Source organism: Pantoea sp. X85, from assembly GCF_029623675.1.
In the GTDB taxonomy this organism is placed as follows: domain Bacteria; phylum Pseudomonadota; class Gammaproteobacteria; order Enterobacterales; family Enterobacteriaceae; genus Pantoea; species Pantoea leporis.
Genome location: NZ_CP121108.1, coordinates 647,059 through 671,801 on the forward strand (window position 1 = coordinate 647,059; position 24,743 = coordinate 671,801).

Below are 24,743 nucleotides of genomic sequence, written 5' to 3' on the forward strand. Positions count from 1 at the left end.
GCGGGCGCTTATCTGAGCGTCTGCGGGAGGCTTTTCTCCCATTCCTCCCACCATCAATCCACTCCAAAAGAAGTTCACGTTCCGCCTCATCCAAGCTATGCACTTCTCGTTATCAAGCCGCTAAACGTCAGTGAGATCTCAGTGACAAGTCTGGATTGGAAAGACGTAACTGTCTTATCGAAGGGGCAACGCTGAGGGAGTGACGGAGATTTGCAGTGATAGCCGAGGTTGATGAACGACCTTACCGGCAAGCAAGTTGGTAAGGTCGTTTAACAAATGGTGGGGAGGGTTAATGCATTAAGACAGGGCACTTTCACTTTTGATCGGTTCAGCCAGCACCTTCAAAACGTTACTCGCTGCAGCTGTTCCCATTTTCACGTATGAGTTGTCACTGACGCCACCAATGTGCGGCGACAGGATGACGTTATCGACAGCCTGCCAGACATGTGGTGCGGTCAGCGGCTCAACAGCAAAACTATCCAGAGCAGCCCAGCTAAGGGTGCCGTCACCCAGCGCCGTTAGAAGCGCGTTATCATCGATCAGGCCACCGCGTGCAGTATTGACGAGAATCGCGCCTTTTTTACACTGACTCAGCCTGTCGCTGTTGATCATGTGCTGTGTCTGTTCCGTCAATGGGCAGTGCAATGAAATCACATCTGCCTGTTGTAGCAGAGCTTCAAGCGTGGAGGATTCACACTCGTCGGGAAAGGACCTGGCGAACGGGTCATAGGCAAGGACTTTCATACCAAACGCTTTGCCAATGCGAGCGACCCGACCGCCAATCGCACCCAATCCAATCAGACCCAGCGTTCGGCCTTCAAGCTCAACCGACTTGTGGGTCGATTTGTCCCAATGTCCCTGACGCATTCGGCGATCCAGCGGGAGAACCGCTTTGGCGCAGGCCAATATCATCGTCCATGTATGTTCAGCCACCGCTGCTGCATTAGCACCGGGCGCTGACTGCACGCTGATATGGCGCTCAGCCGCCGCTTTTTGATCGATAACATCAATGCCGCTGCCGTGCTTGGAAATAACCCGCAGGTGAGGTGCGGCATCCATGATGCGGGCGTTGATTTTGCCGTATCGAACAATAATCGCCACCGGATCGTGTTGGTGACACAGCTGACACAATTCGTCTTCACTGGGCTTTATGCCTGCGTAAACGATATCAAAGCCCTTGAGCAGGCCTAACGCTTCCTGCGCCAAATCGCTGCCGGTTACCAAAATTACGGGATGAGAAGATGCCATTACAATTCCTCCCCTTCATTCAACATTCCAGCCGCAAGCAGGGCTTTTTCCAGCCAGGGTGCGCGAATATCGCCTTCACGGATGGCGGCAATGCGTTTGGTCTCGGCATCCAGTTTTTTCTGTGCCAGTTCAATCAGCGCCGGAACGGCTTCACGTGGCAGAACGACCACGCCGTCGACATCACCAATGATCAAATCACCAGGCTGGATTGCCGCTCCGGCCACAGAAACAGGATAGTTAACGCGGCCCGCGACAGATTTGGTTGGGCCACAAGGATTCAGACCTGCGGAAAACACCGGGAAGCCGTTTTCGCACAGTGCGTCGGCGTCGCGAACTGCACCATCGATGATGATTCCTGCGATGCCCGACGCTTCTGCCTGAGTGGACATGATTTCACCAATCAAAGCACAGCTGATATCGCCTTTACCGTCGACGACGATAACATCGCCAGGCTGAGCGATGGCGAGCGCCGCGTGAATGGCAAGGTTATCGCCCGGCCGAACCTCTACCGTGATGGCGGGGCCAGCAACTTTCATGGTGGGTGAAACGGGCTTTACGCGACCGTGCAGCGTACCGCGACGTCCGGCAACATCGGCAAGAATAGCGGCCTGAAACTCAGCAGCCTGTTTGACCAGCTCGGGCGCTGTACGGGTAAGGTCGCGCTTGATGAACGTATTCTCTGCGTGTGGCATAAATCACCTCTTCATGTTTTACCTGATACAACTATGTTGTACTATGTAAAACCACTATATCGATGTTAAATCAGATCGCACCAGCGTTAAGCTTTCATTTGTGATGTAAATACGATGTGAATCACAAATTGCACGGTAAACTCTTACCGTCGCAAACAGGAGACCGTACCGATGGGGAATGAAGGCGTAATTGCCGTTGAGAAAGCGCTGGCACTACTGGATTGTTTTAAGCCTGGCGAAGAGGCGTTGACGCTCACCGCCCTGGCACAATTTTCGGGTTACCATAAAACGACGGTTTACCGTCTTATGAACTCACTTGAACGCATGAACTACGTCATCAGACGCGACAGCGGCGTTTATACATTGGGTCCCAGACTGCTTTATCTTGGCAAGCTCTATGAACAGTCATTTCATCTGGCCAGTATTGTCCAGCCTGAACTGCACGCGCTGGCGACGGCGACGGGTGAAAGCGCCACATGGTATGTGATTGAGAACGGTCAAAGGCTTTGCTTATTCAGAGCGGAGCCCTCCGAAGGATTACGAGAAACGCGCTTACCCGGTACACTTTTGCCGCTGGATAATTCAGCAATAGGGCAAGTGCTTCGCCATTGGGGACTCAATGAACCGCTTCTTGAATCTGCCCCAGAATTACCGCTCTTTACCTCCGGCATGCGTGATCCGCACATTGCTGCATTCTCTCTTCCCGTTTTTGGTGAGGGAAACAAACTGCTCGCCGCGCTGGCATTAACAGGTCCGTCATCGCGTTTAACGCAATCGATGCGCGACAGCGGTGTGGGCAAGATAATGAAAGAGACGGCTTACAGACTCTCCCTAAAGCTCGGCGCCCCTAAAATCAAATGTGATCATTTTTATTCGCTCTAGCTGGCCTGGATAGGTTCGCCTTGTAAATGATATGCCGCGAGTATTGCTAACTTCGGCAGTATGAATGCTAACTATTTCACCTGGGTATGAAGAAGATAACCGGGTGAATCGCACAGCGAAAATAACCCTGCATCGCTACCAGCTTAATTAACCATCTTTTTTTATAAATTATAGAGGCATTCAAGAAGGCTTTAAGTAATGATTATTCACCCTTCCTCATTACTTCTGATTCTAAAGCACTAAGTAAGATTGAAAATGGAGTGATTTATTTGAATGTGAAAGGTAAGGTTTTTTCTTTTAATAATCTCCCTGCTTATAAATACAATAATTCCATTTATACCATTCCCGTCGTTATCACGGCAAAGCCATACTGATTCTACGCAAAGTTAGTGCTGATGTGTGGTCCTTAAGATCTTGTTAAGAACTCTTCGTATAATAGCGCCCATCAATGTAAACCAAGAGTTCACCATGAAAAACACCCTGATTTCCCTTTCGATTCTTTTCTCTGCTTTGACCGTGACGTCTGTTCAGGCTGCCAACCCAGCCACCGGCTGCGCCGCTAAAAAGCAGGATATCCAGCAAGAGCTGGCGATGGCGCGTGAGCATGGCAATGCTGCGCGCATCGCCGGTCTGGAAAAGGCGTTACGCGAAACCAGTGCAAATTGCACCGACAGCGGCTTGCTCAAAGCGCGCCAGCAGAAAGTGGCCGAGAAGCAATTGAAAGTGCAGGAACGCGAACAAGATCTAAGGGAAGCGCAGGCCAAAGGCCGCAGCGATAAAATTGAGAAGCAGCAGCGTAAACTGGCTGACGCGCGAGATGAGTTGAAAGAAGCTCGGGATGCATTAACGCAATAAACCAGGCATCCCGGCTGGGAAAACTGGCTCTTTGTCTCAAAATTCTCCTGCAGAGATTTTTTTCATCCAACTGTTGGGATTGCATGGCAGAATGGCGCTCCGGTGAAATCAGTGGAGGTGCAGAAGCGATGACAGTTGAAATTGAGCAGCGTATCTACGAGCTGGTGCGGCGTTACGACGGCGTTTACCTGTTTAAGCAAAAGACGCTGACGCCGCAGATTGATATTGATAGCGATCTTAACTTCGAGCGTGAAGAAGCCGCTGCGCTGATGGATGAGTTCTTCGGCGAGTTCAGCGTCGATCGCGGCGGATTCGTCATTGAAACCTACTATCCCGATGAGCCCTCGCTGGCGCAGATTCTCAATCCATTCAATAAGCGTGAAGTGCCGGTGGTACCCGATTTCACGCTGGGAATGTTGATTGAATCAGCAAAAGCGGGGCGCTGGCTGTACGAGTAACAGCAGGCTCAGCGCCGAGTCTGCCACCTTTCACCGCTTCACATGCACGCCAAAGCCACTCTCTTCCGGGACAAACTCCGCCTTTAAGGTCAGCGCAGGAATCTCATAGTCGCCGCCGTTCTGCTGACGGTAGGCAATGGGCGCGGTTTCCGCCAACGTATCTAGCCTTGTAGCCAGCGCATCGCACCAGCCAGCAAATCGTTCTGCTGCTGACTTTTGTACCCGATAGAAAACCAGCGGCGGCAGCACGCTAAAGCCGGGATAAAACAGCATGCCGTGCTGAATCGGAAACAGCAGATCGTTGATCGGGCCGTTAATGCCGCGCGGGCTGTAGTGCGATTCCCATCCGCCTGTTGTCACCACCAGCATTGCACGTTTGCCGCTAAGATTGCCTTCGCCGTAACGATCGCCCCAATGCTGTTCGTTGTGCTCGCCCACGCCGTAAGCAAAACCGTTGGCGTAAACGCGGTCAAACCAGCCTTTCATGATGGCGGGCATCGAAAACCACCACAGTGGAAATTGAAAAATCACCGTATCGGCCCAGCGCAATTTTTCCTGCTCCGCGGCGATATCGGCGGCCTGCAACTGATGATCGTAGGCGAAGCGGGAATCCACCGTAGCATCGAAGTGGTCGCCCACTAACGGGGCGCGCGTGTCGGCAGCGTCGAGCGGCGCTTTCCACTGCATCGCATAGAGATCAGAGACCTGCACTTGATGTCCGGCATGCTGCAAATGCTGCACGGCAAAGTCTTTGAGTGAACCGCTCAGCGAACGTGGTTCCGGATGGGCATACACAATCAGTACATTCATGGGCTTAATCCTGTGAGATGAAAACCACTGCAGATTAAGTCGGCGCTGGCTATAGTGGAAATCAATTGCTGATATCTCAGGTATAGCCATAGTGAATATCGACTCGCTGGATTTGAATCTGCTGCAGACGCTCAACGTGCTGTTAAGCGAACTCAACGTCACGCGCGCGGCGCAGCGTTTGCATCTCTCGCAGCCTTCCGTCAGCGCTCAGTTGGCGCGATTGCGTAGGCATTTTGACGATCCGCTATTGTTACCGGGGCCGCGTGGCATGCTGCCAACGGCGCGCGCAGCAGCTCTGCGTGAGCCGCTGCGTCTGGCGCTGGAAGCGGTTGAGCGTGCGGTCGCGCCGCCCGATGCCTTTAATCCGGCCAATGCCGATGACACCTGGCGCATCGCCGCCACCGATTACACCTCGTCAGCGTTGGTGCTGCCTGCGCTCAACCTGATCCGCGCTGCTGCGCCGCAAAGTCGTATGGCGATATTGGCGCTGAATCCGCCGCTGGTGGCGCAGCAGTTGGAAAAAGGCGAGCTGGATGTGGTGTTTCATACGGGCGATAACGCGCCGCCGACGCTGCATCAACGCAAACTGTTCAGCGAGCGCTATGTGCTGGCGGGACGGTGCGATCACCCGCAGTTGCAACGTCTGCCGACGCTGGATCAATTCTGTCAGCTGGAATTTGTCATGGTATCGCCCGATGGCGGTGGCTTTAGCGCCGCCACCGATAATGCGCTGGCGAAGCTCGGGCGTTCACGCCGCGTGGTGCTGTCGGTGCCGCACTTCTTGTTTATGCAGGAAACGCTGGCGAGCAGTGATTTAGTGGCGGTGCTGCCCGAGCGGTTGGTGCGTCACGCTTCGCACCTCGCGGTTGTCGATCTGCCGCTGGAGGTGCCGGGCTTTGATATTTTGCTGCTGTGGCATGAACGTCTACACCGCGATCCGGCCCAGCAGTGGCTGCGGCAGCAGATTGTGGCGGCGCTGTCACGTTCTTAATCAAACTGCACAACCTCAAGTTTTTCCGAGATTTCCGGAGGCGCCATTTTGCTTAGCATTTCGTTAGCGATATTAAAATAATCGCATCCTGCCCAAATGGCCTTGCTGCCGATGATATAAACCCGTTTCTGCGCACGCGTTACTGCAACGTTTAACAAATTGGGTTTTGAAGATGCCCATTTCTCTCCGCCAGAATTATTAGCCGATAAACCGAGCACAATAATGACATTTTTTTCTTCTTTTCCCTGAAAGGTATGAACAGTACCAATCCTATCATCAATCCAGCGATTGATATCCTTGATGCCTTTTAGTTCCTGACTCAACAGGAATTTAAGTTGGTTTTTTATCTGTTTGAAGGGTGAAATAATATAGACGTCGGGCAGCGCGCCATGATATTCAAACCAGTCCTTTACCATCATGAGGACTTTTTTCCCCTGTGCGGGAACGTAATGTTTTCCTTCCACTTCACCACAGACATCTAACCAGCAACTCTCTCCCCAAATATCATTTTCAGTAGGCCAACGCTTGTCCCGACCATGTAGCATTTTATTGTTGTAAGCAATTGTGTTGGCGATACTGAACATTGGCTCATCACAGCGCCGATGGACGCGCAGCGGACTGCCGAGCCAATTCTTATTAGATATTTGTGCTGAACCATAGGGGTTCACTCTATCTGCAAGATTTTGTACTGATTGTGTTGTTGGAGACCACTGGCGCCAATCATCAGCGAAGGCACGCTGTGCAAGAGCTTCAACGAATGCTGGAGGAATAGTAAAAACGGGCTCAATCTGTAATGGATCTCCCACCACAACAGTACGTTTCGCGCGCCATAATGCTCCAGCCGCTTGTTGAGGTGTTGCCTGCCCAGCTTCATCAATAAATAACCATCCAATATCGCCAGCACCTAAATGCATGAACTGACGATGCACGGAGGCAAATGTAGAAGAAACCACCGGCACAATCATAAATAGAAGTTGCCACAACGCACGGCAGGCTTTGCTATCTGCTACACCACCGTTAATGGCGTCGCTGACGGAGAATATAACTTTAAGTAAGTTGCACTCTTTATAAGCTTCTTTCAGCCATGATTGGTGTAAATCAAGGGCACATGCTGAAAGTCGACTACGGGCTGCATTCAATATTGCGCCTTGACCGAAAGCGGTACGTTGAATGTCCTCAGCCTCAATATTGAAATCATCCGCAGCAAAAATGGTATCTTGATATTTAATCTTTAACGTTGAGCAATCTTGTTGTTTTGCATCCAGTTCACGTCTCGTTTGACTTAAACGTTGTTCAGTCAACTCCAATAGTGCCAAAGCAGAGCCTAATCTCTTTTTTAATCCTTTAATAATGACTTTAAGACGAGAGATCTTTCCAAATCTTAACGTCCACCATTTTGGTAAACGTTCAGCGCACCGCGTTGTTCGGGCGTGGAGTGAAAATATTCGTAAGCGTAACTGTTCTATTTTAAGCTGCTGTTGATGGAAAATATTGGACAGATCATTCAGACGTTCAAGTTGCTGAACTTCCTGAATGATACCTTGATAGTTTTGTTGCGCCTGAATAAAGGCTTTTTTAGCTGTTGAGAAGCTCACTATGTCTTTATTTTTTAAGGATTCAAACAGATGTCTGTATTCATCAGCCGGTGGTGTAGTTACAGCTTTTGTATGATTTTGTGTGAAAACTCTTTCTTTGAAGCGATCGCGATTCTTTTTCTTACCTAAAGCTACAGCAATCAATCCCCAGCAATCATCTTCTGGCGCAAGAGGTTTAATTAAATAGGTTTTATCTTCTTGCTTTTCATCTTCTTTCAAAATGCGTGAAAATGCTGCAAGTTTACGCGCGGCTGATTTAAAATAATCATGATGTTGCCAATCATCGCCAAGACTTTTTAACTGCGGTAGTTCGCGAGAGATGTTTTCAACAGCAGCATTATTGCTTGAAACAACCACCATTTCGTAGCCACACAGTTCAGAGCGCAGGCAGGGAATCTTTCGTGTGTCGCCATTAACGTCGATGGTAAACGAGCCAGAAAAGGCATCCTCAACCCGATCGAAACTTGCAAGAATAGCAGCACGCTTGACTATATTATTCGCAATTACATCACGTAGTAATGTGGTTTTTCCCGTTCCTGGAGGACCATTAACTGAATATAGCCCTTGATGCGTCAGTTCTTGTTCAAGAGTATTAATGGCAAATTGTTGCATTAAACTCATATTGTGTCTGCTATCTGAAAGCCAGCGTCCGGCAGGAAGCTGGGATAATCGTAATTTATCAATTAATAGCGTTCGTCCTGCCGGTAGAAGAAGATCTGCTTTTCTTTTACGACTTCCGGTTAGATAGCGACCTAATGGAGAATTAGCTTCTAGCTTATTCCGCTTGATATCTTGTATTATCAGCTCGATATCACGTAAGTAGAAGCTGTTTAATATACTTATTTCATTTGAGTAGTGGGCGGCAGAGTTCGAAGAATACTCCGGTTCGTTTAAAAGTTTCTTTTCAGCTATGTCGCTCAGGCCTGAAATTAAATCCAGGTCTAGCGGGGACGAGATATGAATTTTTTTAGGTGTAGTTTCATTTAACTTAATGAATAACGCAGGAGCAGGGATTTGAGGAGTGAAAGGCGTCCATTGTGCCATTGCTTTTAAAAACGCAATGATTTCGAAAGTGGTTAAAACAGACGGTAGGTGGTGTTGTTTTTTTAAATTATCAGCGACCGTAATAATTTCTTTAAAGCGCTGTTGTAATTTTTTTGTATCAACTTCATATGAATCAAAGTTAAGCCGATCTAATCCACCTTCTGCTATCTGACCTAATGCCCAGGTTACGGTAGAAAATTCAAAACTATCACTATCGATAACGCCATTATGGTCAATCTTACATTTTATCGAGCATGTACGACCTTCATTACCGAGTGCATCACTCTCGATATCACTGTTTTCAGCAACGAAAGGTTTGGCTTGCTGGAATATTTCGTCACGATCAAAAATGCCAAAAAAGAGTTCGTAGCGGTATTTTTTCTCAGGTAAATAGTCACTGCCTGCGCGCCTGACTTGCTGTGGTTCAATCCAGGGAAGTGAAGTAATATCTTGTAATTCTTCAATGTTAAGTTGAATTACGCCATCCGCATTATCTTCAAGATCTTTAATGTCAGTTGATTCGAAAAACTCTATTTTGTGCCAATAATCAAGAATATTTATGGCCTGTTGAGTACTCGAGATTTTGCTTTGCTCGTCCATGAAATTTATATCCTCTGAATGTTTACCTGCTAATTCTTATACTACTGCTTTGAACGCTTAGCTTTCAATGATTAGCTCATCTGTGGAATGGTTAGTGGTAAACGACCCGGCGGCTGCTAGTTCTTGGCCATCCACGTGACCTTAAAAATTCACTTCTCCCGCGTCACAAAAATCATCACACTAGCCACCTTTACCATTATGGAGAGATGGCATGATTACCCGATTGCTGCTGGCGATGTCGCTACTTGCCAGCCTGAGTGCGCCGCTGTTGGCAGATCAAGACGGCGTCTCCTTTAGCCACAAAGACTGGGAACTGGCCTGCGATAACACGCTGACCTGTCGTGCCGCTGGTTACAGCGCCGAAGAGGGCGCGGGCGGCTCGGTGTTGCTGGTGCGCGCGGGCGGTCCCAATGCGGTGACGCATGGCCGTGTGGTGCTGGCCGATACCGGCGATGATGATTCTAAAGTGGTGAACAACTTAGCGTTGTGGATTGATGATCGTGCGCTGGGCGACGTGGCGAAAGCCGATAACGACGAATGGACGCTGACGGATGAACAAACCCAGGCGCTAATTAACGGCATTAAAGGCAGCGGCAAAGTGGAGTTTCGCGGTGGTGATGAGCCTTTCGATCTCTCCAGCAATGGCGCATTTGCTGTGCTGCTGAAGATGGATGATGCGCAAGGTCGTCTTAGTACGCCGGGCGCGTTGGTGCGCAAAGGCAACAAGCCGGAAAGCAGCGTACCGGCAGCGATGGCGATGCCGGTGATTCAGCAGGTAAAAGTGACTAAGGCCGATGCGCGTCCGTTGACGGCCGATGAGCTGGCGCTGTTGAAGCCAAAGCTGATTGCCTCACTCACCGACGACGACAGCTGCGACAATCTGGCTCCGTCCGACGATCAGCCGGAAGAGGGCGCGGAGCCGCTGACCTTAACGCCGGTTGATGATGCGCATGTGCTGATCGCCGCGCTGTGCTGGCGCGGAGCGTATAACGAAGGTTATGGCTATTGGCTGATCGATAAAGCATTGCAGGGCACGCCGCAGCTGGTGACGGATTCCGGCTCTGATTACAGTGAAGGTGTGATCTCAGAAGCGCAGAAAGGGCGCGGCATCGGCGATTGCTGGAGTACAGCGGCGTGGGTGTGGGATGGCAAAGCGTTTGAGCAGAGTAGCGATGCCACCACCGGCATGTGCCGCGCGATTCGTGCGGGCGGCGCATGGCAGTTGCCAACCTGGGTGACCGAGGTGAAACCGGCTCCCTGATAAAAACCGCACATATCGGTAGCGGCGCGATTTAAAGGCCAGGGACGCGCAATAAATTGCGCCGCTACGGAAGGTGCACATATTATTTACCGCAGCACTGCTTATATTTTTTACCGCTGCCGCACGGGCAAGGATCGTTACGGCCGGTTTTCTCGCCGGCAAAGTGTGGCAGTTGAGGTTCAGGATCGGGCTGCGCCATGCGCTGTTCCTGCCAGTATTCATGCAGCTCCAGCGCCGCGGGGCGAATCGCCTCGATGCTGGCTTCAAACTCTTCCGGCGTGAAGGCTTCGCGCTTCGCCAGATGATCTTCGCTGCCGTGCAAGGCAATCGCCTCCATCATCGGTTGCAGTGATTCTGGCAGCAGCGACCAATCCGCATCCAGCGCCACGCCGCGCAAATAGCCATAGCACCAATCTTCCACCACGGTGAATTCCTGGCCTTCCATCTCTTGGGTGCCAAACAGCGGATCGAACTGCTCCGGGAATTCGGCCAGGCGCTCGGCGATGTCGTTCAGATGCTGGAAGGTCAGCGTCATAAAGCGATCCATCTCACGCTCATTCGACCACTTTGGAATGTGCTTTTTGCCGCCCCACATCGCCACCAGCCATTCGCTCGGTTCGATGTCGTTCGGGCCTGAGAGCAACGCCGTCAGCATGCCGTCCAGCTCAGCGGTATCCACCACCGAGTGTTCGTTGCCGTATTTCTCCAGCATATCTTCAAGCCAGTTGAGCTCTTTTTCGGTTAACGGACCCTGGTTCATACGGCGTCTCCTGCTGTTCATTGATGGGCCATGCCCAAAGTTAATTGGCGGCGATTATAGCGGGAAGCGGGCGCGATTTATCGCTTTTTGCATATCGATTGCTGAACCTCTCCTAAAAATGATTCTCCATAACTTATCGCGCAACAGTATTGGCTGCATTTGTCAGCAGATGGCAGCGTAAAGGCAGAATTTTTCTGCACGAAGGATGCAAAAGTATGGCCAGCACATTGCCGGTACTGGATTTAGCCCTGCTGGAACTGCCGGATGCGGAACAGGCGCAATACCTCGCCGAGCTGCGCGAAACCGCGCGTGACGTCGGCTTCTTCTATCTGGTGAATCATGGCATCAATCCGCAGCTGCTGCAGAACGTGCAAAGCATCACGCGCGCGTTCTTTGCCTTGCCAGATGAAGAGAAGCAGCGCGTTTCGATGATCCATTCACCGCATTTTCGTGGCTACAACCGCGCGGGCGTGGAATACACCCGTGAGCAGCGCGATCAGCGTGAGCAGTTTGATATCGGTGCAGAACGGGCCGCCCTGACGTTGCAACCAGACGATCCGGCGTGGAAGCAGCTGCAAGGACCCAATTTGTGGCCGCAGGCGCTACCGCAGCTGCGTCCGGTGATCCACGCGTGGCAGCAGGCGATGACTGACGTGGCGCTGCGTTTACTGCGCGCCTTCGCCAAATCCCTGTCGCTGCCGCCGGACGCGTTTGATGCGCTGTACGGCACGCACCCCAACGAACATGTGAAGCTGATTCGCTATCCTGGTCAGGATGCCGCTGCTAGCCAGCAAGGTGTCGGCGCGCATAAGGATTCTGGTTTTCTGACCTTTCTGTTGCAGGACGAACAGCCTGGATTGCAGGTTGAAGTCACGCCAGATCAGTGGATCGATGCGCTGCCGAAACCGGGCGCTTTTGTGGTGAACATCGGCGAACTGCTGGAGATCGCCACCAACGGTTATCTGCGCGCCACCGTGCATCGTGTAGTGTCGCCGCCGGCAAAACAGCAGCGCATCTCCATCGCTTTCTTCCTCGGCGCGCAGCTCGACGCCGAAGTGCCGCTGTATCAATTACCGCCGCAGCTAGCGGCAGAAGCGCACGGACCGACCAGCGATCCCAGCAATCCGCTGCTGCGTGAAGTGGGCTGGAACTATCTCAAAGGACGTTTGCGATCGCATCGCGACGTGGCGCAGCGTTATTACGCTGACACTCTCAATAGCGTTAAATCATAAGAAACTAAGGGAAGCAGATGAATAAAAAGGTGATAGCAGCGTTGGCGATGGTTTCGGTGTTCAGCACTTACGCCTCGGCGGCCGCGCTGCGCGTGGCGGCCGATGCCGTACCGCACAGCGAAATCCTCAACCACATCAAACAGAGCGACAAGAAACTCGATCTCAAAGTGATTGAACTCAACGGCAACCTCAACGCCAACGAACTGCTGGCGCGCGGTGACGTGGATGCCAACTACTTCCAGCATGTGCCTTATCTGCGCGATCAGGAAAAAGCGCTGGGCGAGAAATTTTCTGTGGTCGCCACCGTGCATATTGAGCCACTTGGCATCTACTCGCACAAAGTGAAATCACTGAAAGATCTGCCTGATGGCGCGCAGGTGGCGGTACCGAATAATGTCACCAATCTGAGCCGCGCACTTTATCTGTTGCAGGCCAATGGTTTGATCAAACTGAAAAGCAGCAGCGCCAATACGCTGGTGACTTCCGCAGACATTACTGACAACCCGCACCATCTGAAGATTATCGAAGTGGAAGCGCCGCAGCTGCCGCGCGCGCTGGATGATGCGCAATTGGCGATCATCAATGGCAACTACGCGTTGCAGGCCGGTTTAGTGCCGTCGAAGGATGCGCTGGCGCTGGAACAGGCGAAAGATAATCCGTATGCCAACGTGCTTGTCACCACGCCGAAACTGGCGCACGATCCGCGTATTCTGGAACTAGCGAAAGATCTGGAGTCAAAGCAAACTGCTGAATTTATTAACCAGCACTATAAAGGATCGGTTATTCCCGTTAATCAATAATCCCCGCCGCCACCTGTTTTTGGCAGGTGGCGCTGACTTTCTTCTGTGCTATATTTCGCCACCAACACCCGTCGCACCCTTTATAAAACATAAAAATTCGCTCAATCCATTGCCATGATTACCTTCGCCAGGAATAAACGGGTGCTGTGCCATCGTTTAACAATATGCATCATTGTGCTGGGCATGAGCGTATTGCTCAGCGCCTGCGGCACCTTGTCGCAAACCTCCGCGCCCGTCAGCGATAAAGTCTATCTTTCACACGCGACTTTTAATGAAAACGTCGATGACATCGTGCGCCATTACATGCAGCAAAAGCAGGTTTCTGGCATCAGCATCGCCATTATCCATCAACGCAGCCAGCCTGAATTTTACAGTTTTGGTGTCACCGATGCGCTGCACCGTTATCCCATTACGCCAGACACTTTATTTGCGCTCGGCTCGCTGAGTAAAGGCATCACCGCGGAGGTGATTATTGAGCTGGTGGATCGCGGTGAACTGCACTGGAACGACACCTTAGCGACGCTTTTGCCGCCCAACGTGCCGCTGAGCGCCGATGCCAAACGCATCACGCTGTTGCAGCTGGTGACGCACACCTCGGGCTTGCCGCGTCAGGATATGGATTTGCCGATGTTCATGAAATTTATGGGCTATCTGCGTAGCGGCGAGAACTTTTATGGCAACCTCGACAGCGATGCCGTGCTGGATTATCTGGTCGACTTTGACGCGCCCGCGCATCCTGGCGCGCGCTATTCCAATCTCGGCTATGCGCTGCTGGGCTACATCCTTAAATATCGCTTCCATCAGGACATCGAAACGCTGGCGCAGCGTAATCTGTTCCAGCCGCTGGGCATGACCAGCAGCAGCTTCAAGCCGCAGAGCCTGCGCGGCTATCCGTGGCGTGCGCTCGGTCATGCCGGCGATCAGCCTAAGCTGATTCCTCGCGGGCAAATCACGCCGGACTGGGCGTTTAAAAACAATATGGTGGCGGCCGCCAGCCTCTACAGCAACGCGCGCGATTTGATTCGCTATCTGGATGCGCACCTGCATGACGGCGCGGGCGCTTCGCTCAATGCGGCGTTTGCGCAGGTCAATCACGGCTACGAACAGCACGGCAATCAGTCACAAAATATCGCCTGGGTTACGGATACCTACGGCGATCAGCAGATTACCTATCAGGTTGGCTATATCGGCGGTTACTCCAGCTTTATTGGCTTTGATAAACAGAACGGCAATGCGATTGTGGTGCTGCAGAACGCGTTTAACTGGAGTAACTATCTGGGCATCGCGTTATTGAGGGATCTGGCAAATAAAGCGCACGACAAAAACTAACATGGTTGCTTGCAATTTTACTGCGCCAAAAAGCGCCTGAGCTGAGGTATGCTGAGCAGCGAAATTTGACGCGCTAAGCGCGCCGGGGGAACCTTCTGCGTGCTTAACGTGTCAGTTAAATGGACAGTTAATAATTAACCAGAGTGGAAATCACCCATGCGCAGGACACACGTCAATCTTCTTTCTGCAGGAATTTTTCTGGGCGCTTTAAGCCTTGCTCCGGCCGCGCTGGCGGAAGGCGAGCAAACAGACGCCGTACCCATGCCGCCACAGGTGCAGCAAACCGCACCCGACGCGCAAACCCAGGCACCCGCCGCTGATGCACCCGCTCAGGCGCCGGCCGCCGATGCGCCTGCCAGCAATGAACCGGCTGAATCCAGCGGCGATGTCGCGCCGATTCGTCCACCGCAAAGCGGCAATGCGGCTGCGCCAAACAACTACGATCTGAACACCATCATCATCGACTACAAAGAGTACAAAGTGGGCGATGTGGTGCCAGATGAGTACCGTAAAAAACAGTACACCATTGTTGAGTGGAAGCCACGCCATCTGCCAGCGCCGCAGCCAGGCACGCACTGGGCGTACATCAATGCCAACTACATCCTGATCACCGATGACACCGGTAAGATCGTGATGGGCAAATCAGGCGAAATCTTCTTCCGCGGTTAATTCCCCCGCAGCAGACGCGCTAACTGCGCGACGCCCGCCGTAATCTGGCTGGTGCTGGTGTTACCGTAACCCAGCACCAGCCCTTGTTGCTTCTGCTCCCCGAGATAAAATCCCGACAGCGCGCCCGGCGCGTAGCCACTCTGGATCAGCCGATCCACCAATGCCATATCGTTTTGATCCGCAGCCAGTGATAACACCAGATGCATGCCGCATTCGCCGCCCAGCAACGGAACCTGTGTGCCAAACGTTTGCTGTAATGCCTGTCGCAACGTCGCCTGCCGTTGGCGGTACAGACGGCGCATTTTGCTCAAATGACGGCTAAAATCACCGCTGCGTAAAAACAGCGCCAGCGCCTGCTGCTCAGGACGATTCCCGCCGCGCAGCAGTTCATGCAGCGCAGGGCGCAGCGGCGCGACCAGCTGCGGCGGCAATACCATAAACCCGAGCCGTAGCGCCGGAAACAGCGTTTTGCTGAACGAGCCGACGTAGATCACCGGCGTTGGCTGCGTCATGCCTTGCATGGCGGCGATTGGCTCGCCGCTGTAACGAAAATCGCTGTCGTAATCATCTTCGATAATCCACGTTTGCTGTTGCCGCGCGGCCGCCAGCAGCGCCAGACGACGCGGTGCGCTCATGATTGCGCCGGTGGGATATTGGTGCGTTGGCGTGGTGTAAATCAGGCGCGGCGGACGCTGCTGCCAGTCCTGCGGCTGCGGCGCCAGACCTTGTGCATCGACCGCTATCGGTTCAATACGCATATCTCCCAGCCGCATCGCCGCTTTCGCCCCGCGATATCCCGGCTCCTCCACCCAACCGATGTCGCCAGGGCTGCTGAGCAGCGCCACGCACAGCGTTAATGCCTGCTGCGCGCCTTCGGTAATTACGATTTGTTCGGGCGTACAGCGCACGCCGCGCGCTAATGCCAGATGCTGCGCCAGCGCGGCGCGTAGCGTGCGTTCGCCGAGCGGATCGCCATAGCCCAGCAGTTGCTGCGGCTGATGCAGCATCACGCGGTTCAGCGCCCGTCGCCACTGAGCCAACGGGAAATGTGCTAACGAAGGAACGCCGGGCCGCAGCGCCATCTCCTGACTCAATGTGCGATGGCTGGATCGCAACTGAGCGATGCGCGGTGACAAGACAATTTCGCTGCTGGCGGCCGGCTGAGTTTCCTGCGGTAGCTGCGCCATATTGCTGATGCGACTGCCCTGGCGATCGCTCAGCAAAAATCCTTCAGCCTGCAGTTGCGCCCAGACGGCGATCACCGTATTGCGTGAAACCGCGAGATCCAGCGCCAGCTGGCGTGTTGCGGGCAAACGCGTACCGGCAGCGAGTTTGCCGGTCAGAATCGCCTGCTTGATACGCTGGAACAGCTGCTGTTGCAGCGTCAGCTCGCCGTTGGTCTCTAGCGGGGCCAACAATAATCGATGCAGTGCAATATCACTCATTTACGCGGTTCCGTGGATCCATCAATTTCAACCATTGTGGCGCTTTTTAACACACCAGCAAAGTGGCACTCTGCGATTCTGGCCCTGACTGATAAAGGAATTAAGCTATGTCGCAACACACGAATGATTACGGACAACCGGTAGGATTTCCGCTGCCAGATTGGCAACCCCGCGCCTGGCCGAGCTATGAAACCTTCACCGGTGACTATTGCCGCCTTGAACCGCTGAATGCCGAGCGTCATGGCCGCGAACTCTATGCTGCCTATGCGCTGGCTGAAGATGGCCGTGACTGGAGCTACATGTTCGCCGAACCTTTTGCCGATGAAGCGGCCTATATTGCCTATGCGCGTCAGCTGGAAAACGGGCGCGATCCGATGCATTTCGCGGTGATCGATCCCGTTAGCAACCGCGCGGTCGGTAGCCTGGCGTTAATGCGCATCGATGCGACAAACGGATCGGTGGAGATCGGCCATGTCGCCTTCTCGCCGTTGCTCAAACAAACGCGCATGGCCACTGAAGCGCACTATCTGCTGATGCGCTACGCCTTTGAGCAACTGGGCTACCGGCGCTATGAGTGGAAGTGCGACAGCTGCAACCAGCCATCACGAAACGCGGCACAGCGTTTAGGGTTTCAGTTCGAAGGGACTTTCCGTCAGGCGATTGTCTATAAAGGCCGCAGCCGGGATACCTGCTGGTTCTCGATTATTGATAGCGATTGGCCGCAGGTGAAACAGGGCTTCGAACGCTGGCTGGCGGCAGAGAACTTTACGGCGGAGGGGACGCAACGCGAAAAGCTGGAGGCGCTGCGCACCCTACGTTAGTTTTGCGGAATTATTTTTATATCCACCATGCCGATCCCCAGTTTGCGGGGATCCTGGCCGATAATATTGCCGACATTTGACTCCTGCGGCTCCGGCGGCGCAATGATCAAATTGCGGCTGCCGGTTGGATTGGTGAAATGCAGCGTGGTGGTGGAGAAATCTTCACCTAAATTCAGTTGCTGCTCTTCATCGCCAACGCGCACCGGAATCGGACGGTGCGCATTCGGACCGAACGCCCGCGCGGTGATCACCACATCAAAGCGTTTCGGCAGCGGATCGGTGTACTCAATATTCACTTCCGGCGCCAGATTGGCATTTGACCAGCGTCCCCACTCTTCCGGGCGAGATATCCCTTTAAAACTCTTCACGCTGGTTGGCGCGCCAGGCACTGATAACAGGAAGCGGTCTGCGTTGTAGCGAATCGCATTGTCTTCAATCCGAATCTGCTGCTCGTTGAGCTGGAAGGTTGCCGCACTCACTTCGGCTTTGGGGAAGCTGACTTTCGCTTTCCACTGCGGTTTATCAATGCGGGTAACGCTCGGTTTGGCGCCCATCTGTCCCATCGAAACACACAAATCGTTCGACAGAGCTAAATCTGGCTGCCACAGGCGCGCCATTTTAAAGCAGCGATCGACCCAAACGAATTTGTCGTCGGCAGCAAATTTAGCCAGCTGATAACGCAGTGGCTCCGCGTATTCGCCTTCGGGCAGCGGTTCAACATGCTTATCGGAGACGCGGAACAGAATCGGCAATTTGAAGGTTGCGCCGGAGAAGCTGAAGGTATTTTTTTGTTGATCGACGGTAAAGCTGTCCATCTTACTGGGGAAATTCCACAGTTGAATGATATCCGCTTTCCACGCCGTGACGCGCTTCGCCATGTCTTCAAACTCGGTTGACAGCGAGGTGGAAGAGAGGCCGCTGCGACCAAGTCCAATCGCGTTATCCCCGCCGAGAATTTCCAGCACCGTGGCGCCGTTATCCAGCGTACTGCGTTTGGCGTCGAGCACTTCCGCCTGTGGCTGATCGCCACGAATCACCATAAACAGGTCACGGCGCGGCTGCTTGATCAGGTATTGATGCGCGGTGTTATTCATTGCCAGATGATCGGAGGTCACCACGATGATGGTGTTTTTAAACCACGGCGACGCTTTGATGCGTTCAATCAGACGCGCCACATGCTCCTGCGAGCAGGCGACCGCGCTAAAGGATTGGTTTGGTTTGCCATCATAGCTGTAGCTTTTGCGCTGGCAGCTGCGCGAGATAAAACCATCCGGGTGATGGGTGTCGACGGTGAGAGTGAACAATGCGAAGCGTTTTTGCGCGCGCGATAGCTCTTCATATTTCTCAAAAACCTCGTCCATCACCGTGTCATCGTAGTAGCCCCAGTTATTACGATAGCCGGGATCGGCGACGCGACTTTTCAGCTCCTGCGAGCCATACATATTGGCCGCATCAAAGCCATGTGACAGCAGAAAAGTGTCTTTACCGGCGAAGCGTAAATCGGCGCCCTGAATAAACCAGTTCTCATAGCCAGAGTTTTTCAGGATGTCGCCCAGACAAATATTCTGCGGATAGAAGCTGGAGAGCGAGGCCGAGGCGTTGCCATCAAAAGGCGCAAACAGCGGGATGCCGCACTGTGAAGCCACCATGCCCGCGATGGTGTAATCAGTGCCAGGCAATTGTTCGGTTTGGCTGAAATCGATGCTGTTATCTTTTTCGCGGCTGAGTTCCGGGGCCAGACCGGGAAATGCCTGCTGATCGAAGTAGGTGCGTTCAAGACTTTCGCCATAAATGTAGACCAGGTTGAGCTTTGGCTCGGTGATCACCTTATTAGGCGTTTTGTAATAGGTTTCGAAGTCCGAATCGGCGAGGCGCGAATGTGAGGCGATCAGCTCTTTCACCTGGCGGAACGCAGGCGTGGTTTGTACCGAACCCGCAGCACAGGCAATCGCCAGCAAACTCCAGCCGAGGTGATGCGGCCGCTTACGGCGGCGCAATAACCATGAAAGCAGGCAAAATAGCGAGAACAGCGCGATGATCAGTCCGATGGCTGGCACGACATATTTGCTCACGCCCGCGCCGGTCAGGCTGTTGGTCAGGGTATACAGCACCGCGTCATTAATGCCATCGCCGGTAAAATAGTTGCTGGCGACCAGCGTGACGTTAAGCACGATAAACAGCGTGAGCAGCAGCAGGATCAGACTAAACCAAAATTTATTTCGCCCGGCTTTGAAGGAGTAGACTGCAATCGCAGCCAAAAAGAGTACAACCGAAACCAATTCGGACAACGTCAGATCCTCATTTTGAATGAATACGCAATCCTTGCGCCAACGACCCTCTGCGGGGATTTTGCGACAATCTATATTGGGTGTCACATGGCTGCAACACATCCAACCAGATTTGTGCGATGCATTCCGATTCGTTTAAGGCGGGTTCAGGCTGACTGTGGTTTAGCCTGGCAGCAACGGACGGGCTGCTGCCAGTGAGGGCAGAGAAGGGAATCAGAGTTTTCCAGTGAGGTATTGCGCTTCGCCGTCGGCAAAGCTCCAGTCGCCTTTACTGTTGGTGATAAAACTAATCATCAAATCCGTGCCCTGTACGCCACAATTTTCCAGCAGCTCGCGTGCTAACTCTGCCATAAACAGGCACTTCTGTTCTTCACTTCTCGGGCTGGTATATACGCGCACCATGACCAGATTGTCGGTTCGCGCAAAGCCTAAGCCGGTATCCTGAAAGACCATCTGATAACCTTTGTTTTCGTGAACAATCTGATAACGATCGCGCGCCGGGACTTTGAAGGCGGTTAAGACCGCACGGTGTGCGGCATCCAGCAATGTGCGGATTTCTGATTCTGAACGGCCCTGAATAACGTCGAATGTCAGTAACGGCATAAATAAAACCTCGTTTTTGCTCACATGAAAAGAGTAGGATGTGGCTCTATGCTGCCGCTTGCTGCTGGAAAGAAAAAGCGCGCTGGTTGAAATGATTATTTATTATTTTGAACAATCGATATGAAAGAAATTAAAACCGATAGCCTTTGGGTCCATTTGCACTGGTTAACCGTGCTGGCTGAGCTCGGCAGTTTTACGCGCGCGGCGGAACGATTAGACGTCAGCAAAGCGGCGATGAGTCAGAAGATTAAAGAGCTGGAAAAGATGGCGGGCGTGGCGTTGGTACAGCGCACCACGCGCAGCGTGCGACTGACTTCCGCCGGTGAAAAGCTGGTGGATGAGCTGCGCGATCCCTTCGCGCGTATCGCGCAGAGCTTTTTCAGCGTGCGCGATGAAGCCGGTCCGGTGCGTGGCATGGTGCGCGTCACAGCGCCGGTGGCGTTTGCGCGTCAGCAGCTGGTGCCGATCATTGGCGATTTCCTGCGTGACTATCCGCAGGTGCGCTTGCAGCTGGATGTCACCGATCGTCTGGTGTCGCTCGGCAGTGAAGGCTTTGATCTGGCGATTCGCCACAGTGATAGCCTGCCGGAAACCCATGTTGCGCTGCCGCTGTGTGAAACCCGCGCACTGCTGGTGGCGTCGCCGGCATATCTGGCGCAAAACGGCCTGCCGGATTCACCGCAGGCGCTGCAGCAGCACAATTGTCTTTATTATCCGCGCGGACTCGAGTCGCCGCAGTGGCGCTTTCGATTAGCGGACGGCGGCAGCGAAACCGTGCAGGTGAAGATTCAGGGCAACTTTGCCACCAACAACAGCGAGTCGATCCGCGATGCCGCATTGCAGGGTTTGGGCATTGCGATGCTGCCGGATTTCAGTGCCAGCGCGGCGCTTGCCAGCGGCACGCTGCAGCAGGTGCTGCCGCAGTGGCAAGCGGTGGATGCGTTCGCCGACCGGTTGTGGGTGGTGCGCCCGTATGCCGCACAGGTGCCACGGGCGGTGACCACCTTAATTCACTGGTTACGCGCGCGCTTTGTTGATGGGTGATGCCAGCGCGATCGGCGCAGGCGTTTGCATCATCTGACCCAACAAGCTGCCGCGGTTGTAGTTGCCGAGCCGCAGGTTGAAGTCGAGATGCAACTGCTCATTGCCGCTGAGTTTAATCACCGGTGGCGGCGTGAGTGGACGCTGGTGAAACAGCACCGCGTGGGCAAACGCCTCGCTTTTCCAGCCGCTTAAACGCTGATAGTAATAAGCGTTCGCCTCGCATTTACGCAGATAGAGATTCACCCGGCGATGTTCGCGCATGGCGATCTGCTGCGCCAGAGAACCTAATTGCTGCTGCGGCTGCGCAATTTTCTGCGTCAGCAGGGAATAATCATCGCGCTTAGTCAATTCACTGAAGTAATTCTGTTCGCCGAGATGTTTGATCGGCGCGTAATGTTTTTGCCACTCGCGGATAAAGGGATTATTGGCGGTTGCCGCCAGGAACCAGCTCTCAATCACCGGCGCGAGATAGTTGACGGTGGCGTTTTCGTGATAATAACCAATCACATCCATGCGACGTTCCTGATGCGCGCGATGTACCCAGGAGAGATCTTCAAATAATAAAGTGCTGCAATCAATGGCAATGCCGCCATAACGCAACAGTAATTCCAGACGAATCACTTCGCTGCGTTGTTGGGCGGTTAATTGGGTCGAGGTAAAGATAAAATCCGGTAAAACTTCTTTTATCGTTAAACGATTTAATAAATGAATTTCATGATCGGGATTATCCTGACGAATCTTTTTAATATTTAACGCCATTGATTTCGGTAAATATTCATTATCCCAATACATCCAGACTTTCTTTGGAATCTCTGGCAGATCTTTTTCGCCAGAAAGTAACACGATATTGTCCTCCTGGCTGGGATCGTATTCCGGCGCACAGAGCGCATTATGCTGTTTTTTCTGCAGGAAAGTCTGGCTGGTAAAAGCGAGTCTTTTCCAGTTATGCCAGAGGGTTAACGCTGGCTGAAGGCGTTTTTTATTCATGATGCACCTGATTATTGTGATTATGGTGGCAAGGCGTCCCTGATCGCGGCGCTGAGCGCTCTTGATTGTCCTTTAGGCTGTGTGTAAAAAGTACTCTCCTATGCTTAATAAAACATTCTGTGCGGCGCGGCTATCACTTTTTGATCCTTTCAGATAAACCGGAAAATCAAGGATCCGTTAAGCTTTAAATTAACGATAAATAACCGCGTGGATTGTTGATTATTCTATTTTATCTCATTGAGACTATTCCTAATAAAATAACAATGGCGTGGCGTAAGTCGCGGGGCGGATTAAAAAGTGCGTGTGAGATCACGTGTTAATCTCGCTGCATTTTTCGCTGGCCTGCCGGGAAAATCCCCTCCAGATTGCGGGTTGGCTACGCTTAAAGGAGGTGACGAACAAAAGGAGACACTATGCAGCGACACAACCGTGGATTACTGGCGGTCGATAAGCAGGGCAATCGCGTGCTGTTTCTCAATCCCGAAACCTTTGCCGTTGAACAAGAGTTAAATGCCTTTCCGCCGCGTCCACACGAGCTTCTGATGCTGCCGCAGCTGGAGAAAGCTTACGTGCCGATCTACGGCGACGGCATTCACGGCGACAATCCGCATCCCGGCCACAAAGTGGCGATCATCGATCTGCGCCTACGGCAGATCAGTGGTTTTATCGATCTGTCGCCGTTAAAAGCACCGCACAGCGGCCAGTTGGGACGAGACGGTAAAGTTTATCTCTGCTGTGAAAACAGCGCGGTGGTGGCGGTGATTGATCCCGTTAGCGATCGCGTGGAGAAAACCATTCAGCTGCCTTCGCACAATGCGCACCGACTCACTTTGTCGCCCAGCGGGCGCAAGTTGTTCACCGAGAATGAAGAGGACGCCAGCATTACCGTGGTGGATCTGTGTGAGGCGGAAGGGCGGATTATTGACAATATTCTGATGCCCGGCCCGATTTCCGGCATCGCCGCCTCGCCGAAACATCCTTATCTGGTGGCGAGCGCCGCCGATGCGCCGCTGCTGTATGTGGTGGATCGGCAAAGCCATCGCATCCGCCAGCGCCTGACGTTGCCGGGCCACCAGCAACCGTGTCAGGTGGTGCGCTTCAGTGCCAACGGCGAGCGGCTGGTGGCGATTGGCGATCAGGAGCCGGTGGTGACGCTGTTTGACGAGCTGCTCAATCCGCTCGGCGATATTCATGTTGGCAACAAGCCGATGGATGGCTGCTTCAGTGAGGATAATCACAGCTTGCTGATTGCTAATGAGGGCGACGGTTCGCTCAGCCTGATTGATCTGCAGCAGATGAAAGTGATTGCCACGCCGCAGGCCGGTACCGGTTGTGAAGTGCTGAGTTACTTTCAGCTCAAACCTTAAATAAACGGGCGATGATAAATCGCACTGCTCCAGTGGCGGCTGCTGGCATGTTTTTCGGCTTGCCAGCCGCGCTTGCGTAACTCGCGTGCAATCAGCTTATTCATGATGCCGTGCCCAACCAATAACACCGTGCCTTGCTGCGACAGCACCACCAGTTTATCCGCCGCCAGACGGGCACGTTCACGCGCATGCTGCACCGATTCGACATGGCCGGCATAGCCGCACAGCCACAACAAGCGCAATAGCGCCAGCCAGACGTTGAGCGGCAGATGTAAACGCTCAAACGGCAACGTCGGTATCGCCACTTCGCTAAAAACCTCATCCACCGCGTGCGGCTGCAAGCCCAGCCGCGTTAACGACGAGCGGGCGCGCGGCAGCGGGCTGGTGGCGATCACACTCGCCAGGCGCGCAATAGTCTGACTGCGCGGCGGCGGGGAGTCGCAAATATCAGCCTGATCGTAACCTTCACACCAGTCGGCCAGCGCCCGAGCCGTGAAGCGCCCCGTGACCGGATGATTGGGTTTACCGTGTCGCATAAGAATAATGGTCATAGCGCTCCTGAGTGATCTTTCTCCAGTGTAATGCAGATGCTGAGTCAGTCGCGCACCGGTGACGGCATTTAAGAATATTGCGGGTGTGTCATTAAACTTTACCTGAACTGTGCGAAAACCAGCGCGATGAAGATGCAGTATGCGCCGTTAAATGGTAAGCAATAATCGTTAATTACGTTGTAATCAGACATTTCTTGCATACGCGCATTAGATGTAATGTCATGAATTAACGCCTCTTTTATCTTGTGCTCATGAGTTATAGTGAAGTTTATCTAATAAATGTCACTATTTTTGCTTGATTTATCTACGCGCGTAGATAGACTATGCCCATAGTGATAACTCACGGTGCCAGAGACGAAGTTGGCCTTGAGATGACCCAGTTACATTTGCCTTACTAATGCGATCGATGAA

Annotated in this window: 22 protein-coding genes; 12 read left to right on the forward strand and 10 right to left on the reverse strand. The window is 52.9% G+C overall.

From position 1 onward, the window contains the following. Positions 1-297 precede the first annotated feature (297 nt). Together P6287_RS02945 and P6287_RS02950 are read right to left on the reverse strand one after the other, a co-directional pair. The gene (locus P6287_RS02945) at positions 298-1,248 is read right to left on the reverse strand and encodes an NAD(P)-dependent oxidoreductase (protein WP_192235814.1); all 951 of its coding nucleotides are present in this window, start codon (positions 1,246-1,248) and stop codon (positions 298-300) included. Next, positions 1,248-1,940, reverse strand: coding sequence for an RraA family protein (locus P6287_RS02950; RefSeq protein WP_192235812.1), 693 nt, complete (start codon positions 1,938-1,940; stop codon positions 1,248-1,250). Before P6287_RS02950 ends, P6287_RS02945 begins: the two co-directional genes overlap by 1 nt. A gap of 171 nt (positions 1,941-2,111) precedes the next feature. On the opposite strand from P6287_RS02950, the gene P6287_RS02955 reads away from it, so the two are divergent. The 3 genes from P6287_RS02955 (at position 2,112) to P6287_RS02965 (ending at position 4,135) form a co-directional block, all read left to right on the forward strand. Beyond that, a complete protein-coding gene (locus P6287_RS02955) occupies positions 2,112-2,822 on the forward strand; it encodes an IclR family transcriptional regulator (RefSeq protein ID WP_192412459.1) in 711 nt (236 codons plus the stop codon). 468 nt (positions 2,823-3,290) lie between these two features. Continuing rightward, entirely contained in the window at positions 3,291-3,677 is a 387-nt protein-coding gene (locus P6287_RS02960; protein ID WP_277974486.1) for a DUF1090 domain-containing protein, read from the forward strand. Positions 3,678-3,805: 128 nt separating this feature from the next. Continuing rightward, entirely contained in the window at positions 3,806-4,135 is a 330-nt protein-coding gene (locus P6287_RS02965; RefSeq protein WP_008107769.1) for a DUF1493 family protein, read from the forward strand. Positions 4,136-4,165: 30 nt separating this feature from the next. Here P6287_RS02965 and P6287_RS02970 read toward each other — a convergent pair whose 3' ends face one another. Further along, positions 4,166-4,945 carry an NAD(P)H-dependent oxidoreductase gene (locus P6287_RS02970; protein WP_277974487.1) on the reverse strand — a complete coding sequence of 260 codons (780 nt, stop codon included), beginning with the start codon at positions 4,943-4,945 and terminating at the stop codon, positions 4,166-4,168. Positions 4,946-5,033: 88 nt separating this feature from the next. Between P6287_RS02970 and P6287_RS02975 the strand changes: the two genes are divergently transcribed. Then, positions 5,034-5,936 (forward strand): LysR family transcriptional regulator, encoded by a 903-nt coding sequence (locus tag P6287_RS02975; protein WP_192412753.1) that lies wholly within the window; start codon positions 5,034-5,036, stop codon positions 5,934-5,936. On the opposite strand, the gene P6287_RS02980 is transcribed toward P6287_RS02975, so the two are convergent. After that, the gene (locus tag P6287_RS02980) at positions 5,933-9,175 is read right to left on the reverse strand and encodes a DEAD/DEAH box helicase (protein WP_192412456.1); all 3,243 of its coding nucleotides are present in this window, start codon (positions 9,173-9,175) and stop codon (positions 5,933-5,935) included. The two genes, P6287_RS02975 and P6287_RS02980, sit on opposite strands and share 4 nt — an antisense overlap. Before the next feature lie 211 nt (positions 9,176-9,386). Between P6287_RS02980 and P6287_RS02985 the strand changes: the two genes are divergently transcribed. Continuing rightward, the gene (locus P6287_RS02985; RefSeq protein WP_192412455.1) at positions 9,387-10,436 is read left to right on the forward strand and encodes a DUF1176 domain-containing protein; all 1,050 of its coding nucleotides are present in this window, start codon (positions 9,387-9,389) and stop codon (positions 10,434-10,436) included. A gap of 82 nt (positions 10,437-10,518) precedes the next feature. Here the strand turns inward: P6287_RS02985 and P6287_RS02990 are convergent, their stop codons facing one another. After that, complete coding sequence (locus P6287_RS02990) at positions 10,519-11,196, reverse strand: YecA family protein (RefSeq protein WP_176970789.1); 678 nt, start codon at positions 11,194-11,196, stop codon at positions 10,519-10,521. A 215-nt stretch (positions 11,197-11,411) separates the two neighbouring features. On the opposite strand from P6287_RS02990, the gene P6287_RS02995 reads away from it, so the two are divergent. The 4 genes from P6287_RS02995 (at position 11,412) to P6287_RS03010 (ending at position 15,226) form a co-directional block, all read left to right on the forward strand. Next, positions 11,412-12,428 carry an isopenicillin N synthase family oxygenase gene (locus P6287_RS02995; protein WP_277974488.1) on the forward strand — a complete coding sequence of 339 codons (1,017 nt, stop codon included), beginning with the start codon at positions 11,412-11,414 and terminating at the stop codon, positions 12,426-12,428. A gap of 17 nt (positions 12,429-12,445) precedes the next feature. Next, positions 12,446-13,228, forward strand: coding sequence for a MetQ/NlpA family ABC transporter substrate-binding protein (locus tag P6287_RS03000; protein ID WP_101762205.1), 783 nt, complete (start codon positions 12,446-12,448; stop codon positions 13,226-13,228). 183 nt (positions 13,229-13,411) lie between these two features. After that, positions 13,412-14,557, forward strand: coding sequence for a serine hydrolase domain-containing protein (locus P6287_RS03005; protein WP_277974489.1), 1,146 nt, complete (start codon positions 13,412-13,414; stop codon positions 14,555-14,557). Positions 14,558-14,713: 156 nt separating this feature from the next. Then, complete coding sequence (locus tag P6287_RS03010; RefSeq protein ID WP_192412452.1) at positions 14,714-15,226, forward strand: RcnB family protein; 513 nt, start codon at positions 14,714-14,716, stop codon at positions 15,224-15,226. Here P6287_RS03010 and P6287_RS03015 read toward each other — a convergent pair. Next, complete coding sequence (locus P6287_RS03015) at positions 15,223-16,671, reverse strand: PLP-dependent aminotransferase family protein (protein ID WP_277974490.1); 1,449 nt, start codon at positions 16,669-16,671, stop codon at positions 15,223-15,225. The genes P6287_RS03010 and P6287_RS03015 overlap by 4 nt on opposite strands. Positions 16,672-16,778: 107 nt before the next feature. Here P6287_RS03015 and P6287_RS03020 point away from each other — a divergent pair, with 107 nt between their 5' ends. Beyond that, positions 16,779-17,492 (forward strand): GNAT family protein, encoded by a 714-nt coding sequence (locus P6287_RS03020; RefSeq protein ID WP_277974491.1) that lies wholly within the window; start codon positions 16,779-16,781, stop codon positions 17,490-17,492. Here P6287_RS03020 and opgB read toward each other — a convergent pair. Further along, on the reverse strand, positions 17,489-19,780 hold the full coding sequence (gene opgB / locus P6287_RS03025) for a phosphatidylglycerol--membrane-oligosaccharide glycerophosphotransferase (protein WP_277974492.1): 2,292 nt from the start codon (positions 19,778-19,780) through the stop codon (positions 17,489-17,491). The two genes, P6287_RS03020 and opgB, sit on opposite strands and share 4 nt — an antisense overlap. A 213-nt stretch (positions 19,781-19,993) precedes the next feature. After that, positions 19,994-20,383, reverse strand: a complete 390-nt coding sequence (locus tag P6287_RS03030; RefSeq protein WP_101762200.1) for a tautomerase family protein — start codon at positions 20,381-20,383, stop codon at positions 19,994-19,996. Positions 20,384-20,503: 120 nt separating this feature from the next. Between P6287_RS03030 and P6287_RS03035 the strand changes: the two genes are divergently transcribed. Further along, a complete protein-coding gene (locus P6287_RS03035) occupies positions 20,504-21,427 on the forward strand; it encodes a LysR family transcriptional regulator (RefSeq protein ID WP_101762199.1) in 924 nt (307 codons plus the stop codon). On the opposite strand, the gene P6287_RS03040 is transcribed toward P6287_RS03035, so the two are convergent. Next, a complete protein-coding gene (locus P6287_RS03040) occupies positions 21,401-22,414 on the reverse strand; it encodes a capsular polysaccharide synthesis protein (protein ID WP_101762198.1) in 1,014 nt (337 codons plus the stop codon). The genes P6287_RS03035 and P6287_RS03040 overlap by 27 nt on opposite strands. Before the next feature lie 413 nt (positions 22,415-22,827). On the opposite strand from P6287_RS03040, the gene P6287_RS03045 reads away from it, so the two are divergent. After that, positions 22,828-23,781 carry a WD40 repeat domain-containing protein gene (locus P6287_RS03045; RefSeq protein WP_210080906.1) on the forward strand — a complete coding sequence of 318 codons (954 nt, stop codon included), beginning with the start codon at positions 22,828-22,830 and terminating at the stop codon, positions 23,779-23,781. Here the strand turns inward: P6287_RS03045 and P6287_RS03050 are convergent. Beyond that, a complete protein-coding gene (locus P6287_RS03050; protein WP_110867474.1) occupies positions 23,778-24,332 on the reverse strand; it encodes a histidine phosphatase family protein in 555 nt (184 codons plus the stop codon). The two genes, P6287_RS03045 and P6287_RS03050, sit on opposite strands and share 4 nt — an antisense overlap. Positions 24,333-24,743 lie beyond the last annotated feature (411 nt).